The organism is Streptomyces sp. NPDC104096 (genome assembly GCF_055584385.1).
In genome coordinates this window covers 110,494-129,036 of the sequence record NZ_JBVJMD010000023.1, presented here as the reverse complement: position 1 = coordinate 129,036, position 18,543 = coordinate 110,494, and the positions used below count along the sequence as shown (strand labels likewise).

At 72.0% G+C, this 18,543-nt stretch carries 15 protein-coding genes and 1 pseudogene; 4 read left to right on the top strand and 12 right to left on the bottom strand.

Annotated elements, in window-relative coordinates; all coding sequences use genetic code 11:
• Nucleotides 1–62 precede the first annotated feature (62 nt).
• The 5 genes from cimA to ureA all read right to left on the bottom strand — a co-directional run bounded on the left by cimA (nt 63) and on the right by ureA (nt 6,136).
• Nucleotides 63–1,667, bottom strand: a complete 1,605-nt coding sequence (gene cimA / locus ACZ60B_RS23535) for a citramalate synthase (RefSeq protein WP_469389976.1) — start codon at nt 1,665–1,667, stop codon at nt 63–65.
• A 374-nt stretch (nt 1,668–2,041) separates the two neighbouring features.
• Nucleotides 2,042–2,662, bottom strand: coding sequence for a TetR/AcrR family transcriptional regulator (locus ACZ60B_RS23530; RefSeq protein ID WP_469389974.1), 621 nt, complete (start codon nt 2,660–2,662; stop codon nt 2,042–2,044).
• A gap of 17 nt (nt 2,663–2,679) precedes the next feature.
• Nucleotides 2,680–3,717 carry an agmatine deiminase family protein gene (locus ACZ60B_RS23525; RefSeq protein WP_469389972.1) on the bottom strand — a complete coding sequence of 346 codons (1,038 nt, stop codon included), beginning with the start codon at nt 3,715–3,717 and terminating at the stop codon, nt 2,680–2,682.
• An 8-nt stretch (nt 3,718–3,725) separates the two neighbouring features.
• Complete coding sequence (locus ACZ60B_RS23520) at nt 3,726–5,435, bottom strand: urease subunit alpha (RefSeq protein ID WP_469389970.1); 1,710 nt, start codon at nt 5,433–5,435, stop codon at nt 3,726–3,728.
• Nucleotides 5,432–6,136, bottom strand: coding sequence for an urease subunit gamma (gene ureA, locus ACZ60B_RS23515; RefSeq protein ID WP_469389968.1), 705 nt, complete (start codon nt 6,134–6,136; stop codon nt 5,432–5,434). Before ureA ends, ACZ60B_RS23520 begins: the two co-directional genes overlap by 4 nt.
• Nucleotides 6,137–6,314: 178 nt before the next feature.
• On the opposite strand from ureA, the gene ACZ60B_RS23510 reads away from it, so the two are divergent.
• Nucleotides 6,315–7,754, top strand: coding sequence for a cytosine permease (locus tag ACZ60B_RS23510; RefSeq protein ID WP_469389966.1), 1,440 nt, complete (start codon nt 6,315–6,317; stop codon nt 7,752–7,754).
• Nucleotides 7,755–7,767: 13 nt separating this feature from the next.
• Here the strand turns inward: ACZ60B_RS23510 and ACZ60B_RS23505 are convergent, their stop codons facing one another.
• On the bottom strand, nt 7,768–8,856 hold the full coding sequence (locus tag ACZ60B_RS23505) for a branched-chain amino acid aminotransferase (protein WP_450661831.1): 1,089 nt from the start codon (nt 8,854–8,856) through the stop codon (nt 7,768–7,770).
• Between the two features lie 248 nt (nt 8,857–9,104).
• A complete protein-coding gene (locus tag ACZ60B_RS23500) occupies nt 9,105–10,148 on the bottom strand; it encodes a 3-isopropylmalate dehydrogenase (protein WP_152887271.1) in 1,044 nt (347 codons plus the stop codon).
• A gap of 311 nt (nt 10,149–10,459) precedes the next feature.
• Between ACZ60B_RS23500 and ACZ60B_RS23495 the strand changes: the two are divergent.
• Nucleotides 10,460–10,903 (top strand): annotated as a pseudogene (locus tag ACZ60B_RS23495) (phosphoesterase); the annotation flags it as partial.
• Between the two features lie 80 nt (nt 10,904–10,983).
• Here ACZ60B_RS23495 and ACZ60B_RS23490 read toward each other — a convergent pair.
• From ACZ60B_RS23490 to ACZ60B_RS23475, 4 genes are all read right to left on the bottom strand, one after another.
• Nucleotides 10,984–11,115: a hypothetical protein gene (locus tag ACZ60B_RS23490; RefSeq protein WP_152887268.1), complete on the bottom strand. Its 132-nt coding sequence runs from the start codon at nt 11,113–11,115 to the stop codon at nt 10,984–10,986.
• A gap of 182 nt (nt 11,116–11,297) precedes the next feature.
• Nucleotides 11,298–12,179 carry an alpha/beta fold hydrolase gene (locus tag ACZ60B_RS23485; RefSeq protein WP_469389963.1) on the bottom strand — a complete coding sequence of 294 codons (882 nt, stop codon included), beginning with the start codon at nt 12,177–12,179 and terminating at the stop codon, nt 11,298–11,300.
• An 82-nt stretch (nt 12,180–12,261) separates the two neighbouring features.
• Entirely contained in the window at nt 12,262–13,893 is a 1,632-nt protein-coding gene (pruA, locus tag ACZ60B_RS23480; protein ID WP_469389961.1) for an L-glutamate gamma-semialdehyde dehydrogenase, read from the bottom strand.
• 38 nt (nt 13,894–13,931) lie between these two features.
• Complete coding sequence (locus ACZ60B_RS23475) at nt 13,932–14,858, bottom strand: proline dehydrogenase family protein (RefSeq protein WP_469389959.1); 927 nt, start codon at nt 14,856–14,858, stop codon at nt 13,932–13,934.
• 163 nt (nt 14,859–15,021) lie between these two features.
• Between ACZ60B_RS23475 and ACZ60B_RS23470 the strand changes: the two genes are divergently transcribed.
• The gene (locus ACZ60B_RS23470) at nt 15,022–16,272 is read left to right on the top strand and encodes a PucR family transcriptional regulator (protein ID WP_469389957.1); all 1,251 of its coding nucleotides are present in this window, start codon (nt 15,022–15,024) and stop codon (nt 16,270–16,272) included.
• 31 nt (nt 16,273–16,303) lie between these two features.
• Here ACZ60B_RS23470 and ACZ60B_RS23465 read toward each other — a convergent pair whose 3' ends face one another.
• Nucleotides 16,304–16,876, bottom strand: coding sequence for a TetR/AcrR family transcriptional regulator (locus ACZ60B_RS23465; protein WP_469389955.1), 573 nt, complete (start codon nt 16,874–16,876; stop codon nt 16,304–16,306).
• Nucleotides 16,877–16,973: 97 nt separating this feature from the next.
• Here ACZ60B_RS23465 and ACZ60B_RS23460 point away from each other — a divergent pair, with 97 nt between their 5' ends.
• A complete protein-coding gene (locus tag ACZ60B_RS23460) occupies nt 16,974–18,536 on the top strand; it encodes an MFS transporter (protein WP_469389953.1) in 1,563 nt (520 codons plus the stop codon).
• The last annotated feature ends 7 nt before the right edge of the window (nt 18,537–18,543 follow it).

Sequence of the window (18,543 nt, the reverse complement as noted above, 5' to 3'; positions counted from 1 at the left end):
GGGCCTGATCCCCCGGCCCCGGCGGGGCGCGGGGGGTGCCTCCCCCGGGGCCGCGACAGTGTCTAGGCCGCGGGTTCCACGCCGGCGCGCAGGAGGCCGTAGGTGTACGCGTCCTCCAGGGCCTGCCAGGAGGCGGCGATGACGTTCTCCGCGACGCCGACCGTCGACCACTCGCCGGCGCCGTCCGAGGTGGAGATCAGGACCCGGGTGGTGGACTGGGTGCCGTGCTTGCCCTCCAGGATGCGGACCTTGTAGTCCACCAGCTCCAGCTGGGCGAGCTGGGGGTAGATCTTCTCCAGGGCCACCCGCAGGGCGCGGTCCAGCGCGTTGACGGGGCCGTTGCCCTCCGCCGTGGCGACGATGCGCTCGCCCTTGGCGAAGAGCTTGACCGTGGCCTCGTTGGCGTGCGAGCCGTCGGGACGGTCCTCGACGATCGCGCGCCAGGACTCCACCTCGAAGTAGCTGCGGGCCCTGCCCTCGGCCTCGGCGCGCAGCAGCAGTTCGAAGCTGGCGTCCGCCGCCTCGAAGGTGTAGCCCTTGAGCTCGCGCTCCTTGACCCGCTCGACGACCCGGCCGACGAGCTCGCGGTCGTCGCTGATGTCGATGCCGAGTTCCTTGCCCTTGAGCTCGACCGAGGCGCGGCCGGCCATGTCGGACACCAGCATCCGCATGGTGTTGCCGACCTCTTCGGGCTCGATGTGCTGGTACAGGGCCGGGTCGACCTTGATCGCGGAGGCGTGCAGGCCGCCCTTGTGGGCGAAGGCCGAGACCCCGACGTAGGGCTGGTGGGTGGCCGGGGTCAGGTTGACCACCTCGGCGATGGCGTGCGAGATCCGGGTCATCTCGCGCAGCGCGCCCTCGGGCAGCACCTTCTTGCCGTACTTCAGCTCCAGCGCGGCGACCACCGGGAAGAGGTTGGAGTTGCCGACCCGCTCGCCGTAGCCGTTCGCCGTGCACTGGACGTGGGTCGCGCCCGCGTCGACGGCGGCGAGCGTGTTGGCGACCGCGCACCCGGTGTCGTCCTGGGCGTGGATGCCGAGCCGGGCGCCGGTGTCGGCGAGGACGGTGGCGACGACCGCCTGGACCTGGGCCGGGAGCATCCCGCCGTTGGTGTCGCACAGGACCACCACGTCGGCGCCCGCCTCCGCGGCGGCCCGTACGACGGCCTTGGCGTACTCCGGGTTGGCGCGGTAGCCGTCGAAGAAGTGCTCGCAGTCGACGAAGACGCGGCGGCCCTGCGAGCGCAGGTAGGAGACGGTGTCGCGGACCATCTCCAGGTTCTCGTCCAGCGTGGTGCGCAGCGCCAGTTCCACATGCCGGTCGTGGGACTTCGCGACCAGGGTGATCACCGGGGCGCCGGAATCCAGCAGCGCCTTGACCTGGGCGTCCTCGGAGGCCTTGGCGTTGGCGCGGCGGGTGGAGCCGAAGGCGACGAGCGTGGCGTGCCTGAAGTCGATCTCCTGCTGCGCGCGGGCGAAGAACTCCGTGTCGCGCGGGTTGGCGCCGGGCCAGCCGCCCTCGATGAAGCCCACGCCGAAGTCGTCCAGGTGCCGTGCGATGGCCAGCTTGTCGGCGACGGTGAGGTTGATGCCCTCCCGCTGGGCGCCGTCGCGCAGGGTGGTGTCGAAGACGTGGAACGAGTCGTCGAGTTCGCTGGTTTCCGTCATGGGTTCAAGGCTCCTGTTTTGGATCTCGGTCTACCGGAATGACCGGCTCCACCGTCCCCCCACGGTTCCGCGCGCTTCGCCCCCTGGCTGAAGGTGGGCCGGGAAAACGAAAAACCTCTCGCGGGTGCGAGAGGTCTGCGCGCGGGTCGAGGACACGATGGCCGCCCGTACCTGGTCGTACGTGGCGGTCACTGCGGACCGGCGCGCCTGCTGCCAATAATCATGGCGAACGAGAGCACGGCGGCAGTCTGGCACAATTCGCCCCCGTGCTCACCGTCCGTCTCAGGATGCGAACAGCGCGCTGCCCATTCGTGGACACGGCATGGCACGGGTCGGCACCGGCCCCGGCGACGGCGTACCACCCTGGCGGCCGGTCAGCCGTCCGCGGGCCCGGTCCGCGCCAGCGTCTGGTCCAGGAACTCCCGGGCGTGGCCGAGGACCTGTGCCCGGCCGGTGCCGCGCAGCCCGATCGCCACGTGGATGGACAGGCCGTCGAGGAGGGCGCGCAGCCGGGTGGCGTAGCGGTCGGGGTCGACCGGGCCGATCTCGCCGCGCGAGATGCCCTCCGCGAGCAGGGCGACGAGATCGCGGTGCCAGGCACCCTCGATCGCGGCCTGGCGGTCGCGGGCGTCGTCGTCCGCGTTCTGCGAGCGGTTCCAGACCTCCAGCCACAGGGTCCAGTGCGGGTCGTGGTGGCCGTCGGGGACGTACAGGTCGACGAACGCGTCGAGGCGTTCGCGGACGGGGGCCGCACGGGTGAGGAGACGGCCCCGCTCGGCGCCCAGCCTGCTCTCGCTCCACTCCAGGGTCTGGAGCAGCAGCTCGTCCTTGGAGTGGAAGTAGTACAGGAGATGGCCGCTGCTCATGCCGACCTCGCGGCCGAGCCCCGCCATGGTGAGCTTCTCCAGACCGCGCTCGGCGATCATGTCCATGGCCGCGGCGAGGACCTCCTCGCGCGGCGGCGCGTTCCTGCGCGCCCGCGCCGCACCGGCCATCCGCTGCTCCTGTGGTGTCAGACCTTCGGCTGCTGCTGGGTGATGCAATGAATGCCACCGCCACCGGAGAAGATCGTACGGGCGTCCACCGGCGTCACCGTCCGCTCGGGGAACAGGCGGCCGAAGATTCCGGCCGCGACCTCGTCCCGCGGGTCGTCGAAGCCGCACAGCACCACACCGCCGTTGCAGAGGTAGTGGTTGATGTAGGAGTAGTCGGCCCAGTGGCCGTCGGCCTCCAGGACGGTGGGCGCGGGGACCTCGACGACCTCCAGCGGCCGGCCGTGCGCGTCGGTCTGGGCGCGCAGGATGCCGATGACCTCGCGGGTCACCTCGTGGTCGGGGTGCGCCGGGTCGGGCTGGTGGTGCGCGACCACCACGCCCGGACGGGCGAAGGCGGCGACGATGTCGACATGGCCGAGGGTGCCGAAGCCGTGCGGGGGGTAGTCGCCGGTGAGGCCGCGCGGCAGCCAGATCGCCTTGCGGGTGCCGAGCTGGGCGTGGATCTCCGCCTCCACCTGCTCCCGGGTCCAGCCCGGGTTGCGCTCGGGGCCGAGCTGCACGGTCTCGGTCAGCAGGACGGTCCCCTCGCCGTCGACGTGGATCGCGCCGCCCTCGTTGACCAGCTCCGAGGCGTACGTCCTGGCTCCCGCGAGGTCCGAGACCTGCGCGGCGATCTTCGCGTCGTGCTCCCAGCGGGCCCAGTGCTGGGCGCCCCAGCCGTTGAACGTCCAGTCGACGGCCGCGAGCCCGCCCTTGCCGTCGGTGAGGAAGGTGGGGCCGATGTCGCGCATCCAGGCGTCGTCGAGGTCGCGTTCGACCGTGTCGACGCCGGGTCCGAGCAGTTCGGCGGCCTGCGCGCGCTGCCCGGGGCCGCACACCACGGTGACGGGTTCGAAGCGGCGGACGGCACGGGCGACCGACGCCCAGGCCGCGCGGGAGGCGGCGAGGTCCTCGGGGTCGTCGAAGGTCGGGTTGGGGCCCGGCCACGCCATCCAGGTGCGCTCGTGCGGGGTCCACTCGGCGGGCATGCGGAAGCCGTCGGCGGCAGCAGACATGGTGATCCTTAGAGGAAGTACAGGCGGTTGAGGGCGACCGAGTCGGCCGGTTCGGAGCGGACGGGTTCGCCGTCGAGGGTGACCAGGCCGGTGCGCTGGTCGACGTCGACCGCTCCGGTACGGGAGTTCAGGCGCAGGTCGGCGGGGCCGATGCCCCGGGTGCCGCGCACCGCGACCCGGCGCCGGCGGGTCGGCATCGTGTCGTTGCCCTGGTCCGCCGCGGCCCGCGCGACGAAGGCGACGGACAGGTCGGCGGGCGTGGCGCCGTACGCGCCGAACTGCGGCCCGAGGACGAGGGGTTCGCAGGTGTCGGTGGCCGCGTTGGGGTCGCCGGTCACGCCGTAGGCCGGGAAGCCGGCCTTGAGCACGAGCTGCGGCTTGGCGCCGAAGTACTCCGGCCGCCACAGCACGATGTCGGCGAGCTTGCCGGTCTCGATGGAGCCGACCTCGTGCGCGAGGCCGTGCGCGATGGCGGGGTTGATGGTCAGCTTGGCGATGTAGCGCAGGACCCGCTCGTTGTCGTGGTCCTCGGGGGCGCCGAACTCGGCCTTCATCTTCCCGGCCATGGCGAACGTGCGGCGTACGGTCTCCCCCGCGCGCCCCATGCCCTGCGCGTCCGACGAGGTGATGCCGATCGCGCCCAGGTCGTGCAGCACGTCCTCGGCGCCCATGGTGCCGGCCCGGATGCGGTCGCGGGCCATGGCGGCGTCGCCGGGCAGGTCGGTCTTGAGGTCGTGGACGGAGACGATCATGCCGTAGTGCTCGGCCACCGCGTCCCGGCCGAAGGGCAGGGTGGGGTTGGTGGAGGAGCCGATGACGTTCGGCACGCCCGCCATCTTCAGCACGTTCGGCACGTGTCCGCCGCCGCAGCCCTCGATGTGGAAGGCGTGGATGGTGCGGCCCTCCAGGACGCGGAGGGTGTCCTCGACCGACAGGCACTCGTTCAGCCCGTCGCTGTGCAGGGCGACCTGGACGTCGTGCTCCTCGGCGACGCGCAGCGCGGTGTCCAGGGCCCGGGTGTGGGCGCCCATGTCCTCGTGCACCTTGAAGCCGGACGCGCCGCCCTCGGCGAGGGCCTCGACCAGCGGGGCCGCGTGCGAGGAGGAACCCCGGCCCAGGAAGCCGATGTTGACCGGCCAGGCGTCGAAGGCGTTGAAGGCGTGCCGCAGCGCCCACGGCGAGTTGACGCCGACGCCCCACACCGGCCCGAACTCCTGCCCGATGATCGTGGTCACGCCGGAGGCCAGCGAGGCCTCCATGATGCGCGGCGACAGCAGGTGGACATGGGTGTCGACGGCCCCGGCGGTGGCGATGAGCCCCTCGCCGGAGACGATCGAGGTGCCGGTGCCGACCACGACGTCGACGCCGTCGAGGGTGTCGGGGTTGCCGGCCCGTCCGATGGCGTGGATACGGCCTTCGCGGATGCCGATGGAGACCTTGCGGATCCCCTGCACGGCGTCGATCACGACGACGTTGCTGATCACGACGTCGCAGGTGTCGCGGACCGCGGCCGCCTTGAGGTGCAGGCCGTCGCGGGCGGTCTTGCCGAAGCCGGCCAGGAACTCGTCGCCGTGGAGCTGGGCGTCGGACTCGACGCGGATCGTCAGACCGGAGTCGCCGAGGCGGACGCGGTCGCCGGCCCGCGGGCCGTGGGTGGCGGCGTACTCGTACGGGGTGAGACGGCGGGTGTCGGCGGGGTGGCCTCCGGGGCGGCTCATCGCTCGGCCTCCTGGTCAGGGGTGTGCGGTACGCCGAGGTAGCCGCAGGCGGCGGCCCTGCGCAGGGCCTCTTCCCGGGCGCCGGGCGCGTCGAGCGGTCCGTCGACCAGGCCGGCGAAGCCGATCGTGATCCGCTCGCCGCCGATCGGCACGAGCCCGACCTCGGCGCTCTCACCGGGGCCGAAGCGCACCGAGGATCCGGCCGGGACCGCCAGCCGCATCCCGTAGGCCCGTGCGCGCGGGAAGTCCAGGCGCGGGTTGGCCTCGAAGAAGTGGAAGTGGGAGGTGACCGAGACCGGGACGGCCGCGGTGTTGGTGACCGTCAGCCGGACGGCCGCCTCGGGCTCGGCGTGCTCGGGGCCCGGCAGCAGCGCGCCCGGTCCCTGGTCGCCCAGTCCGCCGCCGATCGGGTCGCTGACCACCGCCAGGCGCGAGCCGTCGTCGAAGACGGCCTCGACGTGCACCTCGGTGACGATGTCGGCGACGCCCGGCAGGACGTCCTGCGGCCCGAGGACGGACCGGGCCGCGGCGACGGCCTCGGCCAGCCGCCGGCCGTCGCGGGCGGCCTCGCAGACGGTGTCCGCGATGATCGCGGTCGCCTCCGGCACGTTCAGCCGCAGGCCGCGGGCGCGGCGGGCACGGGCCAGTTCGGCGGCCCCGAAGAGCAGCAGCCGGTCACGTTCGGTGGGGGTCAGTCTCACGACACGGCACCTCCTTGCCTTCCTCAGGTTAGAGCATCACTCTAAACGTCGGATTCATTCAACCGAAACATTGACGGTCGACCTTCGAACACGTCACATTGAGCGTCGCTCAAACTGTGCTCGGGAAGCACGCACTCATTCCTGCCCGAGGTTTGTCGTAGGTCGAAGGAGACCGGTCATGCCGATAGAACAGCGCGGAGTCGACACCATCCCCGACGAGGAACGCACCAGCGGGCCCCGCGACCTCGTGTCGATCCTGCTGGGCTCCAACCTCTGCCTCGGCGTGATCATCTTCGGCTGGCTGCCGCCGTCCTTCGGGCTCGGCTGGTGGGCGTCGGTCGGCTCGATCGTGGCGGGCACGGCGATCGGCACCGCCCTGACCGCTCCGCTGGCGCTGGTCTCCCTGCGCACCGCGACCAACCTGTCCACCTCCTCCGGCGCCCAGTTCGGGGTGCGCGGCCGGCTGGTCGGCTCGGTCGTCGGCCTGCTCCTCGCGCTCGGCTACACCGCCCTGACCGTGTGGATCGGCGGCGACGTGATGGTCGGCGTCCTGCACCGGCTGTTCGGACTGACGCCCTCGGGGGCCTCGTACGGCCTGGTCTACGGGGTGCTCGCGGCCGCCACCGTGGCCGGCGCGGTCTACGGCTACCGGGTGCTGCTCGCCATGTCCCGCGTGCTCGCGATCGGCATGACGGCCCTGCTGGTGCTGGGCGTGATCGCGTACGCCCCGCACTTCACGACCGCCGCGCTGCCCGGGGCGGGCGGCTATCTGCTGGGCGGGTTCTGGCCCACCTGGCTGCTGGCGACGGTGGCGGCCGGTCTGTCCGGGCCGATCGCGTTCATCACCCTGCTGGGCGACTACACCCGCTACATCTCCCCCGCCCGCCACTCCTCGCGCCGGGTCCTGCACGCGACCTGGCTCGGGCTGATCCTGGGCCTGCTGGTCCCGCAGCTCTTCGGCACCTTCACGGCGTACGCGGCCGGCGCGGCCCTCGACTACGCGGGCCCGCTCGTCTCCGCCTCCCCCGGCTGGTACCTGCTCCCGCTGCTGCTGTCCGCCTCCGCGGGCTCGGTCGGCAACGCGGGCCTGATGCTCTACTCCATGGGTCTCGACCTGGACGCGATCCTGCCCCGCGCCTCCCGCGCGCGGGCCACCGTCACGGTCGCGGTGGTGGCGACGGCCTGCGTCTTCGTCGGCCACTACGCGTGGGACGCGCAGTCCGCGATGACGTCCTTCGTACTGCTGCTGACCGCGATCGGCACCCCCTGGGCGGTCATCACCCTCATCGGCTTCGTGCGCAGCGGCGGACACTACGACGCCGACGCCCTCCAGGTCTTCAACCGGCGCGCGCGGGGCGGGATCTACTGGTACCGGGCCGGCTGGAACGTGTCCGCCACGGTCTCCTGGGCGCTCGGCGCGGTGGTCGGCCTGCTGGCGGTGTCGCTGCCGTCGTACGAGGGCCCGCTGCTGTCGCTGACCGGCGGGGTGGACTGCAGCTTCCTGCTGTCGGGACTGGTCGGCGGGGCGGTGTACCTGCTGTGGACGACCCGGTCCGCGAACGGCGGGGCCGCCGCGGACACGGAGTCCACGGCGGCCCTGGTGAGCAACGAGGCCTGAGGCCCCGTGACCACTAGCCCAGCTCGTGCATCCAGCCGTGCTTGTCCTCGGCCGTGCCGCGCTGGATGTCGAGCAGCGCCCGGCGCAGACGCATGGTGACCTCGCCGGGCTCGCCGCCCGACTGGCTCCACTCGGCGCCGGCCCGCTTGACCTTGCCGACCGGGGTGATGACGGCGGCGGTGCCGCAGGCGAAGACCTCGGTGAGGGTGCCGCTCTCGGAGTCGGCCTGCCACTGCTGGATGGAGACGCGGGCCTCCTCGGCCTCGTAGCCGAGGTCGCGGGCGACGGCCAGCAGGGAGTCGCGGGTGACGCCCTCCAGGATCGAGCCGCTGAGGGTCGGGGTGACGATCCGGTTCCCGTACACGAAGTACAGGTTCATGCCGCCGAGTTCCTCGACCCACTTGTGCTCGACCGCGTCGAGGTAGCAGACCTGGTCGCAGCCCTGGGCGGCCGCCTCGGCCTGGGCGAGCAGGGAGGCCGCGTAGTTGCCGCCGGTCTTGGCGTCGCCCATGCCGCCGGGGACGGCGCGGACGCGGTCCTCGGACGCCCAGATGGAGACCGGGCGCACGCCGCCGGGGAAGTACGCGCCGGCCGGGGAGGCGATGACGATGAACAGGTACTCGTTGGCGGGCTTGACGCCCAGCCCGACCTCGGTGGCGATCATGAAGGGGCGCAGGTAGAGGGACTCCTCGCCGCCGTGCGCCGGGACCCAGTCCTTGTCCTGCTGGACCAGCAGGTCGCACGCCTCGACGAAGGTCTCGACCGGCAGCTCGGGCATCGCCAGACGACGGGCGGAGCGCTGGAACCGCAGGGCGTTCTGGTCCGGGCGGAAGGTGGCGACGGAGCCGTCGGGGCGGCGGTAGGCCTTGAGCCCCTCGAAGATCTCCTGGGCGTAGTGCAGGACGTTGGTGGCCGGGTCGAGCGGGATCGCCGCGTACGGAACGAGCTGGCCGTCGTGCCAGCCGCGCCCCTCGGTCCACTTGATCGTCACCATGTGGTCCGTGAAGTGGCGGCCGAACCCGGGGTTGGTCAGGATCGCCGCGCGCTCCGTGGCGGAGAGCGGGTTGGCGGAGGGCTTCAGCTCGATCGTGGGCGTCGTCATGAGTAGGTGTCCTTCACCGGTTGTAGTGACGGGCCGCGCTCACTCCCGCACGGCCGGTGGCCGGTGCTAGGACGTCCGAGCATTCCCTCATACCGCGGCTCCGCGTTCGATTATCGCGCGGGGCGTGCGGCGGAAGAAAACGGGGTGAATGCGGCCCAGGGGTTGATGGTGGCACCCGGCGAGGCATACGGAAAGCCGCCGGGTGCTGATGCGACCCGGCGGCTTCGAGTGATTCGAGTGGCGCGGGGTCAGCCGGCTACTCGTACGGAGAGGGCGTCGCCGATCTCCGTGGTGCTGCGGGCGGGCTGCCCGACGCGCTCCGCGAGGTCGGCGGAGACGGCGTCCTCGATCCGGGCCGCCTCGGCCTCGTAGCCGAGGTGGCGCAGCAGCAGGGCGACGGACAGGACCGTGGCGGTGGGGTCCGCCTTGCCCTGGCCCGCGATGTCCGGGGCCGAGCCGTGCACCGGCTCGAACATGGACGGGAACGCGCCGGTCGGGTTGATGTTCCCGGAGGCGGCGACGCCGATGCCGCCGGAGACGGCCGCGGCGAGGTCGGTGATGATGTCGCCGAAGAGGTTGTCGGTGACGATGACGTCGAAGCGCTCGGGCTGGGTGACCAGGTAGATGGTGGCCGCGTCGACGTGGATGTACTCGGTGGTGACCTCGGGGAACTCCTCGGCCACCTTGTTGAAGATGTTCGTCCACAGGTGACCCGCGAAGGTCAGCACGTTGTTCTTGTGGACCAGCGTGAGCTTCTTGCGCGGGCGGGCCTGGGCGCGGGCGAACGCGTCGCGGACCACGCGCTCGACACCGAAGGCCGTGTTCACCGAGACCTCGGTGGCGACCTCGTGCTCGGTGCCCTTGCGGATGGTGCCGCCGTTGCCGGTGTACGGGCCCTCGGTGCCCTCGCGGACCACGACGAAGTCGATCTCGGGCTGGCCGGCCAGCGGCGTGGCGACACCCGGGAGCAGCTTCGAGGGGCGCAGGTTGACGTGGTGGTCGAAGGCGAACCGGAGCTTGAGCAGGAAGCCGCGCTCCAGGACGCCGGACGGCACCGACGGGTCGCCGATCGCGCCGAGCAGGATGACGTCGTGCTGCTTGAGCGCGTCGAGGTCGGCGTCGGTGAGGGTCTCACCGGTCGCGTGGTAGCGCCGGGCGCCGAAGTCGTACTCCTTGGTCTCCAGCTTCACATCCTGCGGGAGGACGGCGGAGAGGACCTTGAGACCCTCGGCCACGACCTCCTGGCCGATGCCGTCACCGGGGATCACTGCGAGATTGATGCTGCGAGACATGCGGGCACCCTACTCCTCGTCCCATGGAATGACACGGGGCGTCCGCGATACGGACACCCCGATGGCGCAGCGACTCGTCCCGTCGGGTGGCGTTCACTCCCGCGTACGGCAGCTGTCCGCGCGCGTCGGGAAGTTCACCGCCATGGACCTTCCCGACGTCGGCATCCCGCCGCGGCTCGCGCGCCGGATGAGCATGGCGGAGCAGGCGGACCGGGATGCGGGTCTCCTGGCAGGTGCCGGCCGCGGTGCACCGCCCGTATCTGCGCCTGGGAACGCGGCCGGACGGGCTGGGCCCCCGGATCGAGGCCGAGGTGCGCGCCGCCTGGGTACCGCTGTTCGCGCAGCACCAGGTGAACCTGGTGATCAACGGGCACAACCATGTGTACGAGCGGACCGACGCGGTGAAGAACGGCGGGGCGGGCAGGCCGGTGCCGGTCGGCGGGTCGACGGACCCGACCCGGGACGGGACCGTGTACGTCACCGCCGGTGGCGGCGGCCGGGACCTGTACGGCTTTCCGGCGGGCGCCGACGAGAGCCACGAGGGCCGGGTGGCCCGCCACGAGCCGGTCGAGACGTCCCACTGGACGAGGTCGCGGCAGCAGAGCGCCGAGACCGTGGAATGGTCACGGGTGCGCTACCGCGGCTTCTCCCTGCTGTCCGTGGAGGCGTCCGGCGGGACGACCCCACGGCTGCGGGTGCCGGCGCTCGCCGCGAACGGCAGGCGCATCGACCATTTCGAGGTGCGGCGCGGGGCGTGGACCCCGCACCGCAACCCGACGGGTGCGGCTCCCGGCACAGGTGGTGGCAATCCAGGCGTGCGGTGAAGGGGTTCGGCTCAGTGGCCGGTCTCGCCGCCGTTGTCACGGCGGTCCAGGGCGCGCTGGAGCGCGGCCGCGGCGTTCTTGCGGTCGGACTCGCTGCTGCGGGAGGTGTGACGGACTCGGCGGCGGACGGTCGTCTCGGCCATGGGAAATCGACTCCTTCGAAATCCGGGAGCGTGGAAAGGGGGTACGAGACGCCGGAAAGGGCGGGAAGCCTGGCCGCAGGGGTTGCCTGCACGGGGCCCGGCTCACGACCGCCATTCGCTGGATCGAGCGAGACGTTCGGCTCCTACAACGCTAAGGGAGAAGCGCGCCACTGTCTCTACAATTACTCGGACTTCCTACTATCTGAGACGGCACGTGCCACCGCCGCCGTGAAGCCCGCCGGATCCTCGGTCCACAGCAGGTGGCCGGCCTCCGGCAGGGTCGCCCGGCGCACCCTCGGCAGGGCCCGCTCCAGCGAGTCCACGGCCGAGCGGGGCCGGATGTCGTGGGCTCCGTCGAGGATCGTCACCGGCACCCGCAGGGCCCGGCAGGCCTCGTACAGCTCCGCCGTGCCGCAGCGCAGGCGCCGTTCCCGGTCGAGGACCCGGTTGCAGGCGTCGTTGACCGCGAACCACGGCTCGGCCATCCGCGCGGCGAGCTCCGGCGCGCGCTCGCGGTCGGCGAACTCCGCCGACCACCGGAGCACCGCACGCTCCCGCTCCTGGCTGTCGGTCCTCTGCGGCCGGTCCGTCAGTTCCCGCCAGCGGGCGAGCCGTTCGGGACGGTCGCCGAGCCGGGCGAGGAAGTTCGCCGTACAGGCCTCGCGCCAGTCGGCGTCCGGCCCGATGCCCGTCCCCGCCGCGTAGACCAGCGCGCTCACCCGCTCCGGGTGCGCGAGCGCGTACTCCAGCGCGAGCTGGGCGCCCCAGGAGTGGCCGAGCAGCGCCATCCGGCCGAACCCGAAGTGGCGCCGTACGGCGTCCAGGTCGGCCACGAAGCGTTCGGCCGTCCACGGTCCCGCGCACCGCTCGGAGCGACCGCACCCGCGCTGGTCCCAGCGGACCACCGTGGCCAGAGCGGCGAGCGGCCCGGCCGCGTCGGCGAACATGTCCCACAGGCCGGGTCCGCCGTGGCACAGCACCAGCGGCTCGCCCCGGCCGGAGCCGCTCGCCCACAGCCGTACGCCGTCGTCCGTGGTCACCGTCTCCTGCTCCGCGCGGGCCATGAGGACAGTCTGCCCGCGCACACGCCGACGGGCCGGGCCGGATCGCGAAGGATCCGGCCCGGCCCGTGCGGGGTCGGGGATGTCAGCCCATGTGCGGGTAGCCGTACTCGGTCGGCGGGACCAGCGTCTCCTTGATGGCGCGGGTCAGCGTCCAGCGCATCAGGTTCTGCGGGGCGCCGGCCTTGTCGTTGGTGCCGGAGGCACGGCCGCCGCCGAAGGGCTGCTGGCCGACGACGGCGCCGGTCGACTTGTCGTTGATGTAGAAGTTGCCCGCCGCGAAGCGGAGCTTCTCCATCGTGTACGCGGCCGCCGCGCGGTCGCCGGAGATGACCGAGCCGGTGAGGGCGTAGTCGGACGCCGACTCCATCTGGGTCAGCATCTCGTCGTACTTGTCGTCCTCGTAGACGTGCACGGCGAGGAAGGGGCCGAAGTACTCGGTCGTGAAGACCTCGTTCTCCGGGTCCGTGCACTCGACGACGGTCGGGCGCACGAAGTAGCCGACGGAGTCGTCGTAGGTGCCGCCCGCGACGATCGTGCAGGTCGGGTCGGACTGGGCGCGGTCGATGGCCGCCTTGTTCTTGGCGAACGAGCGCTCGTCGATGACCGCGCCGATGAAGTTCGACAGGTCGGTGACGTCACCCATGGTCAGCCCGTCGACCTCGGCCGCGAACTCCTCCTTGAAACCGGAGTTCCAGATGGAGGCCGGGACGTAGGCGCGCGAGCTCGCCGAGCACTTCTGGCCCTGGTACTCGAAGGAGCCGCGGGTCAGGGCGGTCTTGAGGACCGCGCGGTCCGCCGACGGGTGGGCGACCACGAAGTCCTTGCCGCCGGTCTCGCCGACCAGACGCGGGTAGGAGCGGTACTTCTCGATGTTGTTGCCGACCGTCTTCCACAGGTACTGGAAGGTCTTGGTCGAGCCGGTGAAGTGGATGCCGGCCAGGTCGCGGTGCTCGAGGGCGACCTTGGAGACCTCGATGCCGTCACCGGTGACGAGGTTGATGACGCCCTTGGGCAGGCCCGCCTCCTCCAGGAGCTGCATCAGCAGCACGGCGGCGTGGGTCTGCGTCGGGGACGGCTTCCACACGACGACGTTGCCCATGAGCGCCGGGGCGGTGGGCAGGTTGCCCGCGATCGCCGTGAAGTTGAAGGGCGTGATCGCGTAGACGAAGCCCTCCAGCGGACGGTGGTCCATGCGGTTCCACACGCCCGGGGAGTTCGCCGGGGGCTGCTCGGCGAGGATCTGGCGGGCGTAGTGGACGTTGAAGCGCCAGAAGTCGACGAGCTCGCAGGGAGTGTCGATCTCGGCCTGCTGGGCGGTCTTCGACTGGCCGAGCATGGTGGAGGCGGCCAGCGTCTCGCGCCAGGGGCCGGCCAGCAGCTCGGCGGCGCGCAGGATGATCGCGGCGCGGTCGTCGAAGGACATCGCGCGCCAGGCCGGGGCGGCGGCGAGGGCCGCGTCCACGGCGTCCTGGGCGTCCTGCTGCGTGGCGTTGGCGTAGGTGCCGATACGCGCCTTGTGGTTGTGCGGCTGCACGACGTCGAAGCGCTCGCCGCCGCCCATCCGCCGCTCGCCGCCGATGGTCATCGGCAGGTCGATCGGGTTCTCGGCCAGCTCCTTGAACTTGACCTCCAGGCGGGCGCGCTCGGGCGAGCCGGGGGCGTAGCCGTGCACCGGCTCGTTGACGGGGGTGGGGACCTGGGTCACAGCGTCCATTTTTTCCGTAACTCCTTGAGTCGAGCGGGTGTTCGGTCTCAGCCCTTGGTGAGGATCGAGCGGGCGAAGAAGAGCAGGTTGGCCGGCTTCTCCGCCAGGCGACGCATGAAGTAGCCGTACCAGTCGGTGCCGTACGCGGTGTAGACGCGCATACGGTGGCCCTCGGCGGCGAGCCGCACGTGCTCGTCGCTGCGGATGCCGTACAGCATCTGGAACTCGTACTCGTCCAGCTTGCGCCCGGCCGTCCGCGCGAGCTCCTGGGCGATCGAGATGAGGCGCGGGTCGTGGGACCCGATCATCGGGTAGCCCTCGCCCTCCATCAGGATCTTCAGGATGCGGACGTACGCCTTGTCGGTGTCCGACTTCTTCTGGTACGCGACCTCGGCGGGCTCCTTGTAGGCGCCCTTGACGATGCGCACGCGGCTGCCGGCCGCGGCGAGCCTGCGGGCGTCGTCCTCGGTGCGGAAGAGGTAGGCCTGGATCACACAGCCGGTCTGCGGGAAGTCCTTCCGCAGCTCCTCGTGGATGGCGAACATCGAGTCGAGGGTGGTGTGGTCCTCGGCGTCGAGCGTGACGGTGGTGCCGATGGCGGCGGCGGCCTCGACGACCGGGCGGACGTTGGCCAGGGCCAGCTCGTGGCCGCCCTCCAGGGCCTGTCCGAACATGGAGAGCTTGACCGACATCTCGGCCTTGGTGCCGAGGCCGAGCTCCTTGAGGCGGCCGATCAGCTCCAGGTACGCGTCACGGGCGGCGTAGGACTGCTCGGGGGTGGTGATGTCCTCGCCGACGACGTCCATCGTGACTTCCAGGCCCTTGCCCGTGAGGTCCTCGATGATCGGGACGACCTGGTCGACGGTCTCACCGGGGATGAAGCGGTCGACGACCGGCTTGGTCACCGGAGCGGCCGAGATCAGACGGCGCATCCGGTCGCTGCGCGACGCGGCGAGAATCACGGGACCCAGCACGGGGCACCTCCACAGACAAGCACGAAACGGCCGCTCACCGACGATTCGGGTACGGCACGGAGAACCACCGTGAAACCTAAGGATCTCTCCGATCGTGGGCCATCGACAGCTGTCACGCATCCGCGCCCCGGTTCTCAGACAGATGTATGAAAGGCCCCCGTACATGCGGGAGAATGCCGGAGTGACGTCGGACGCCGCGCCCTTCCACCACCGGGCTGACTACCAGGAGCTCGTCGACGAGCTCTCGGAACTGCTGGGCGCCCCGGCGACGCTGGAGAACCGCGACTTCGAGCTGATCGCCTTCGGCGCGTACGACAGCGAGGACGAGCTGGACGCCGCGGCCCTGGACCCGGTGCGCACCCGCTCGATCCTGACCCGCCGTTCCACGACGGCGGTGCGCACCTGGTTCGAGGGCTTCGGCATCACCCGGGCGGCAGGACCGGTGCGGATCCCGCCCACCCCGGAGGCGGGCGTGTACCGGGGCCGCATCTGTCTGCCGGCCCGTCATCGGGGTGTCGTCCTCGGCTACGTGTGGCTGCTGGACGACGACCCGGGCCCCTCCGAGGCGCAGCTGGCCGCCGCCATGCGGGTCGCGGGCCGGATCGGGGAGCTGCTGGCCGACGAGGCGCAGCACGGCGCCGACCTGTCCCGGGAGCTGCGGGCGGTGCTGACGGCCGAGCACGGCTGGCAGCAGGAGATGGCGGTGGCGGAGCTGCGCACGGCACTGGGCGCCCGCGCGGACGGCCTGCACACGATCGTCTGCGTGACCCCCTGGCGGTCGGCCGATCCACAGGGCGCGCCGTCGGCGCGGGCGGTGCCGCACGCCACCGCCCTGTGCACGGTCCCCCGGGGCGCCACCGGGCAGAGCCTCGCGGTGCTGGTGCGGCTGCGGTCCGCGGACGTGCGCGCGCCCGCGCTGACCACGGCCGCCCGGCTGCTGAGGGAAGGGGCCGCGGGCGCGGCAGGGGTGAAGGAAGGGGCCGCCGCGGCCGGGGTCGGCGAGGCGCGCACCGGACTCGCGGAGCTGGCCGCCGCCTGGCACGAGGCCTCGGCGGCGGCGCGGGCGGCACGGGCGGAGCCCCGGCTCGGGCCGGTCGCCGAGTGGTCGGCCATCGGGCCGTACCGGCTGCTGACCGCGCTGCCCCCGACGGCCGCCCGCGACAGCGCCGTGCAGGCGCTGCTGTCCCCGGCACAGCGGGATCTCGCGCGTACGGCGGAGGCCTACCTCGACTGCGCGGGCCAGGCCGGGCGTACGGCGGCGGAGCTGGGCATCCACCGCCAGACGCTGTACTACCGGCTGTCCCGGGTCGAGCAGCTCACGGGGCTGGACCTGGACGACGGGGAGGACCGGCTGCTGCTGCACATGGCACTGAAGGGCGCGCGGCTGCGCGACGACGGGGCCGACGCGCGCTGAGCGCCGCCGGTCCCGGCGGGCCGCCGTCGCGTCAGGTCCGGTTGGCGGCCTCGATGATCTGCCGCAGCCCCTCCGTCAGCACGTCCCCGTCGGGCGCGGTCTTCGGATCGAAGGTCCACTGCGCGATGAGGCCCGTCATCAGCGTCATGTAGAAGCGGCCCAGCGTGTCCGCGGTCTCGTCGGACACCTCCTCCTCCGGCACGCCCATGAGGAGGGCGACGAGGCCCCGCCCGCCCTCCCGCTGGGCACGGGCCAGATGGTCGCGCACCTCGGGCAGTTCGATGGTGAGGACCTCCATGCCGAGCCGCCACATCGAGCCGGGCTGCCGCATCGACTCGGCGATGTTCGACCACACCTCGCGGAAGCGCTCCAGCGAGCCGGGCGGGGCGCTGATCCCGGCTCCCCCGTCCCCCTCGAAGGACATCTCCTCCACCAGCGAGAGGTACGCCTGCGCGAGGAGCGCGTCCTTGGACCCGTAGTGGTAGCCGATGGACGCGAGATTCGTCCCCGACTCCTTCACGATGTCGCGCGCCGTGGTGCGCGCGAAGCCCTTCGCCAGCAGGCAGCGCCTGGCGCCTTCGAGCAGATCCTCACGATGTCCCATGCACGGCAGCCTACCGCCGATCCATACAACCGTCCTAGACGCCTGACTTATACAAGCGTTCTAGACAACCGTTTAAGACGCGCGTACATTCCTCGGCATGACGAACTCGCCGAGCACCAACCCACCCGGCACCGACCCGACCGACACCACCGCGGCAGGCGCCACCACGCCCCCGGCCGCCCGCGCCGGGCGCCGCGAATGGACCGCCCTGGCCGTGCTGATGCTTCCGCTGCTGCTGGTCTCCATGGACGTCTCCGTCCTCTACTTCGCGATCCCGGCGATCAGCGCGGACCTCGCACCCAGCGGCACCCAGCAACTGTGGATCTTCGACATCTACGCGTTCGTCCTGGCCGGCCTGCTGATGACCATGGGCTCGCTCGGCGACCGCATCGGCCGCCGCAGGCTGCTGCTGATCGGCGCCGCCGCCTTCGGCACCGCCTCGGCGGTGGCCGCCTACGCCGACAGCCCCGAGACCCTGATAGCGGCCCGCGCGATCCTCGGCATCGGCGGCGCGACCCTGATGCCCTCGACCATGGCGCTGGTCCGCACGATGTTCACCGACCCCGGCCAGCGCGCCAAGGCGATCGGCCTGTGGTCCGGCGTGATGACGGCCGGGATCGCGCTGGGCTCGGTGCTCAGCGGGGTACTGGTGCAGTTCTTCTGGTGGGGCTCGGTGTTCCTGGTCAACCTGCCCGCGATGGCACTGCTGCTGGTCCTCGGCCCGGTCCTGCTCCCCGAGTCCAGGGACCCCCGGCCCGGCCGCTTCGACTGGCCGAGCGTCCCGCTGTCCATGGCCGCGGTGCTCCCCGTCGTCTACGGCCTGAAGGGCATCCCCTCCGACGGCTGGAACGTGCGGTACGTCGTCGCGATCACCGTAGGCCTGCTCTTCGCGGCCCTCTTCGTCCACCGCCAGCGCACGGTCGCGCACCCGATGATCTCCCCGGCCCTGTTCCGCGGCACCGGCTTCGCCCCGGCCGTCGTCCTCAACCTCGTCTCGTCCTTCGCGATACTGGGCTCGGCATTCTTCACCACCCAGTACCTCCAGTCGGTGCTGGACAAGAGCGCGATGGAAGCGGCCCTGTGGTCGCTGCTGCCGTCCGTGCCGATCGGCATGGCCGCCCCGGCGGCGACCGCCCTGGTCCAGAAGGGCGTCAACCGCGCCTACGTCGTCACCGCGGGCCTGCTGATCGGCGCGGCCGGCTACGGTCTGCTCGCCCTGGCCGGCACCGACTCGCTCTGGCTGGTCCTGAGCGCGTGCGGGGTGCTCGCCTCCGGCATCGTCATGGTCATCTCCCAGATGACGGACCTGGCGCTGAGCGCGGCCCCGGCCGAGAGCGCGGGCTCGGCCGCCTCCCTCCTGGAGACCGGCGGGGAGTTCGGCGGTGCCCTGGGCATGGCGGTCCTCGGCTCCATCGGCACCGCGGTCTACCGCCACGCGATGCCCTCCTCGGCACCGGCCGGGGCCCGCGACACGCTGGGCGGCGCGCTCGCCCTCGCCGGCCGGCTCCCGGGGCGCACGGGTGACGCCCTGGCAGCGGCGGCGCGGGCGTCCTTCACCGACGGGATGCAGGCGGCCGGCATCGCGGGGGCGGTGCTGCTGGTCGCGGCGGCGGTGCTGGCGGCGCTGACCCTGCGGAAGATCCACGTCAAGGCCGGATGACGGCAGA

What these genes read in the sequence shown, in the direction of transcription:
- ACZ60B_RS23470 (WP_469389957.1), top strand. Translation starts at nt 15,022, where the DNA reads ATGCGGGAGAATGCCGGAGTGACGTCGGACGCCGCGCCCTTCCACCAC.
- ACZ60B_RS23465 (WP_469389955.1), bottom strand. Translation starts at nt 16,876, where the DNA reads ATGGGACATCGTGAGGATCTGCTCGAAGGCGCCAGGCGCTGCCTGCTG.
- ACZ60B_RS23485 (WP_469389963.1), bottom strand. Translation starts at nt 12,179, where the DNA reads ATGGCCCGCGCGGAGCAGGAGACGGTGACCACGGACGACGGCGTACGG.
- ACZ60B_RS23525 (WP_469389972.1), bottom strand. Translation starts at nt 3,717, where the DNA reads ATGTCTGCTGCCGCCGACGGCTTCCGCATGCCCGCCGAGTGGACCCCG.
- ACZ60B_RS23530 (WP_469389974.1), bottom strand. Translation starts at nt 2,662, where the DNA reads ATGGCCGGTGCGGCGCGGGCGCGCAGGAACGCGCCGCCGCGCGAGGAG.
- ACZ60B_RS23520 (WP_469389970.1), bottom strand. Translation starts at nt 5,435, where the DNA reads ATGAGCCGCCCCGGAGGCCACCCCGCCGACACCCGCCGTCTCACCCCG.
- ACZ60B_RS23510 (WP_469389966.1), top strand. Translation starts at nt 6,315, where the DNA reads ATGCCGATAGAACAGCGCGGAGTCGACACCATCCCCGACGAGGAACGC.
- cimA (WP_469389976.1), bottom strand. Translation starts at nt 1,667, where the DNA reads ATGACGGAAACCAGCGAACTCGACGACTCGTTCCACGTCTTCGACACC.
- ACZ60B_RS23460 (WP_469389953.1), top strand. Translation starts at nt 16,974, where the DNA reads ATGACGAACTCGCCGAGCACCAACCCACCCGGCACCGACCCGACCGAC.
- pruA (WP_469389961.1), bottom strand. Translation starts at nt 13,893, where the DNA reads ATGGACGCTGTGACCCAGGTCCCCACCCCCGTCAACGAGCCGGTGCAC.
- ACZ60B_RS23500 (WP_152887271.1), bottom strand. Translation starts at nt 10,148, where the DNA reads ATGTCTCGCAGCATCAATCTCGCAGTGATCCCCGGTGACGGCATCGGC.
- ACZ60B_RS23490 (WP_152887268.1), bottom strand. Translation starts at nt 11,115, where the DNA reads ATGGCCGAGACGACCGTCCGCCGCCGAGTCCGTCACACCTCCCGCAGC.
- ACZ60B_RS23505 (WP_450661831.1), bottom strand. Translation starts at nt 8,856, where the DNA reads ATGACGACGCCCACGATCGAGCTGAAGCCCTCCGCCAACCCGCTCTCC.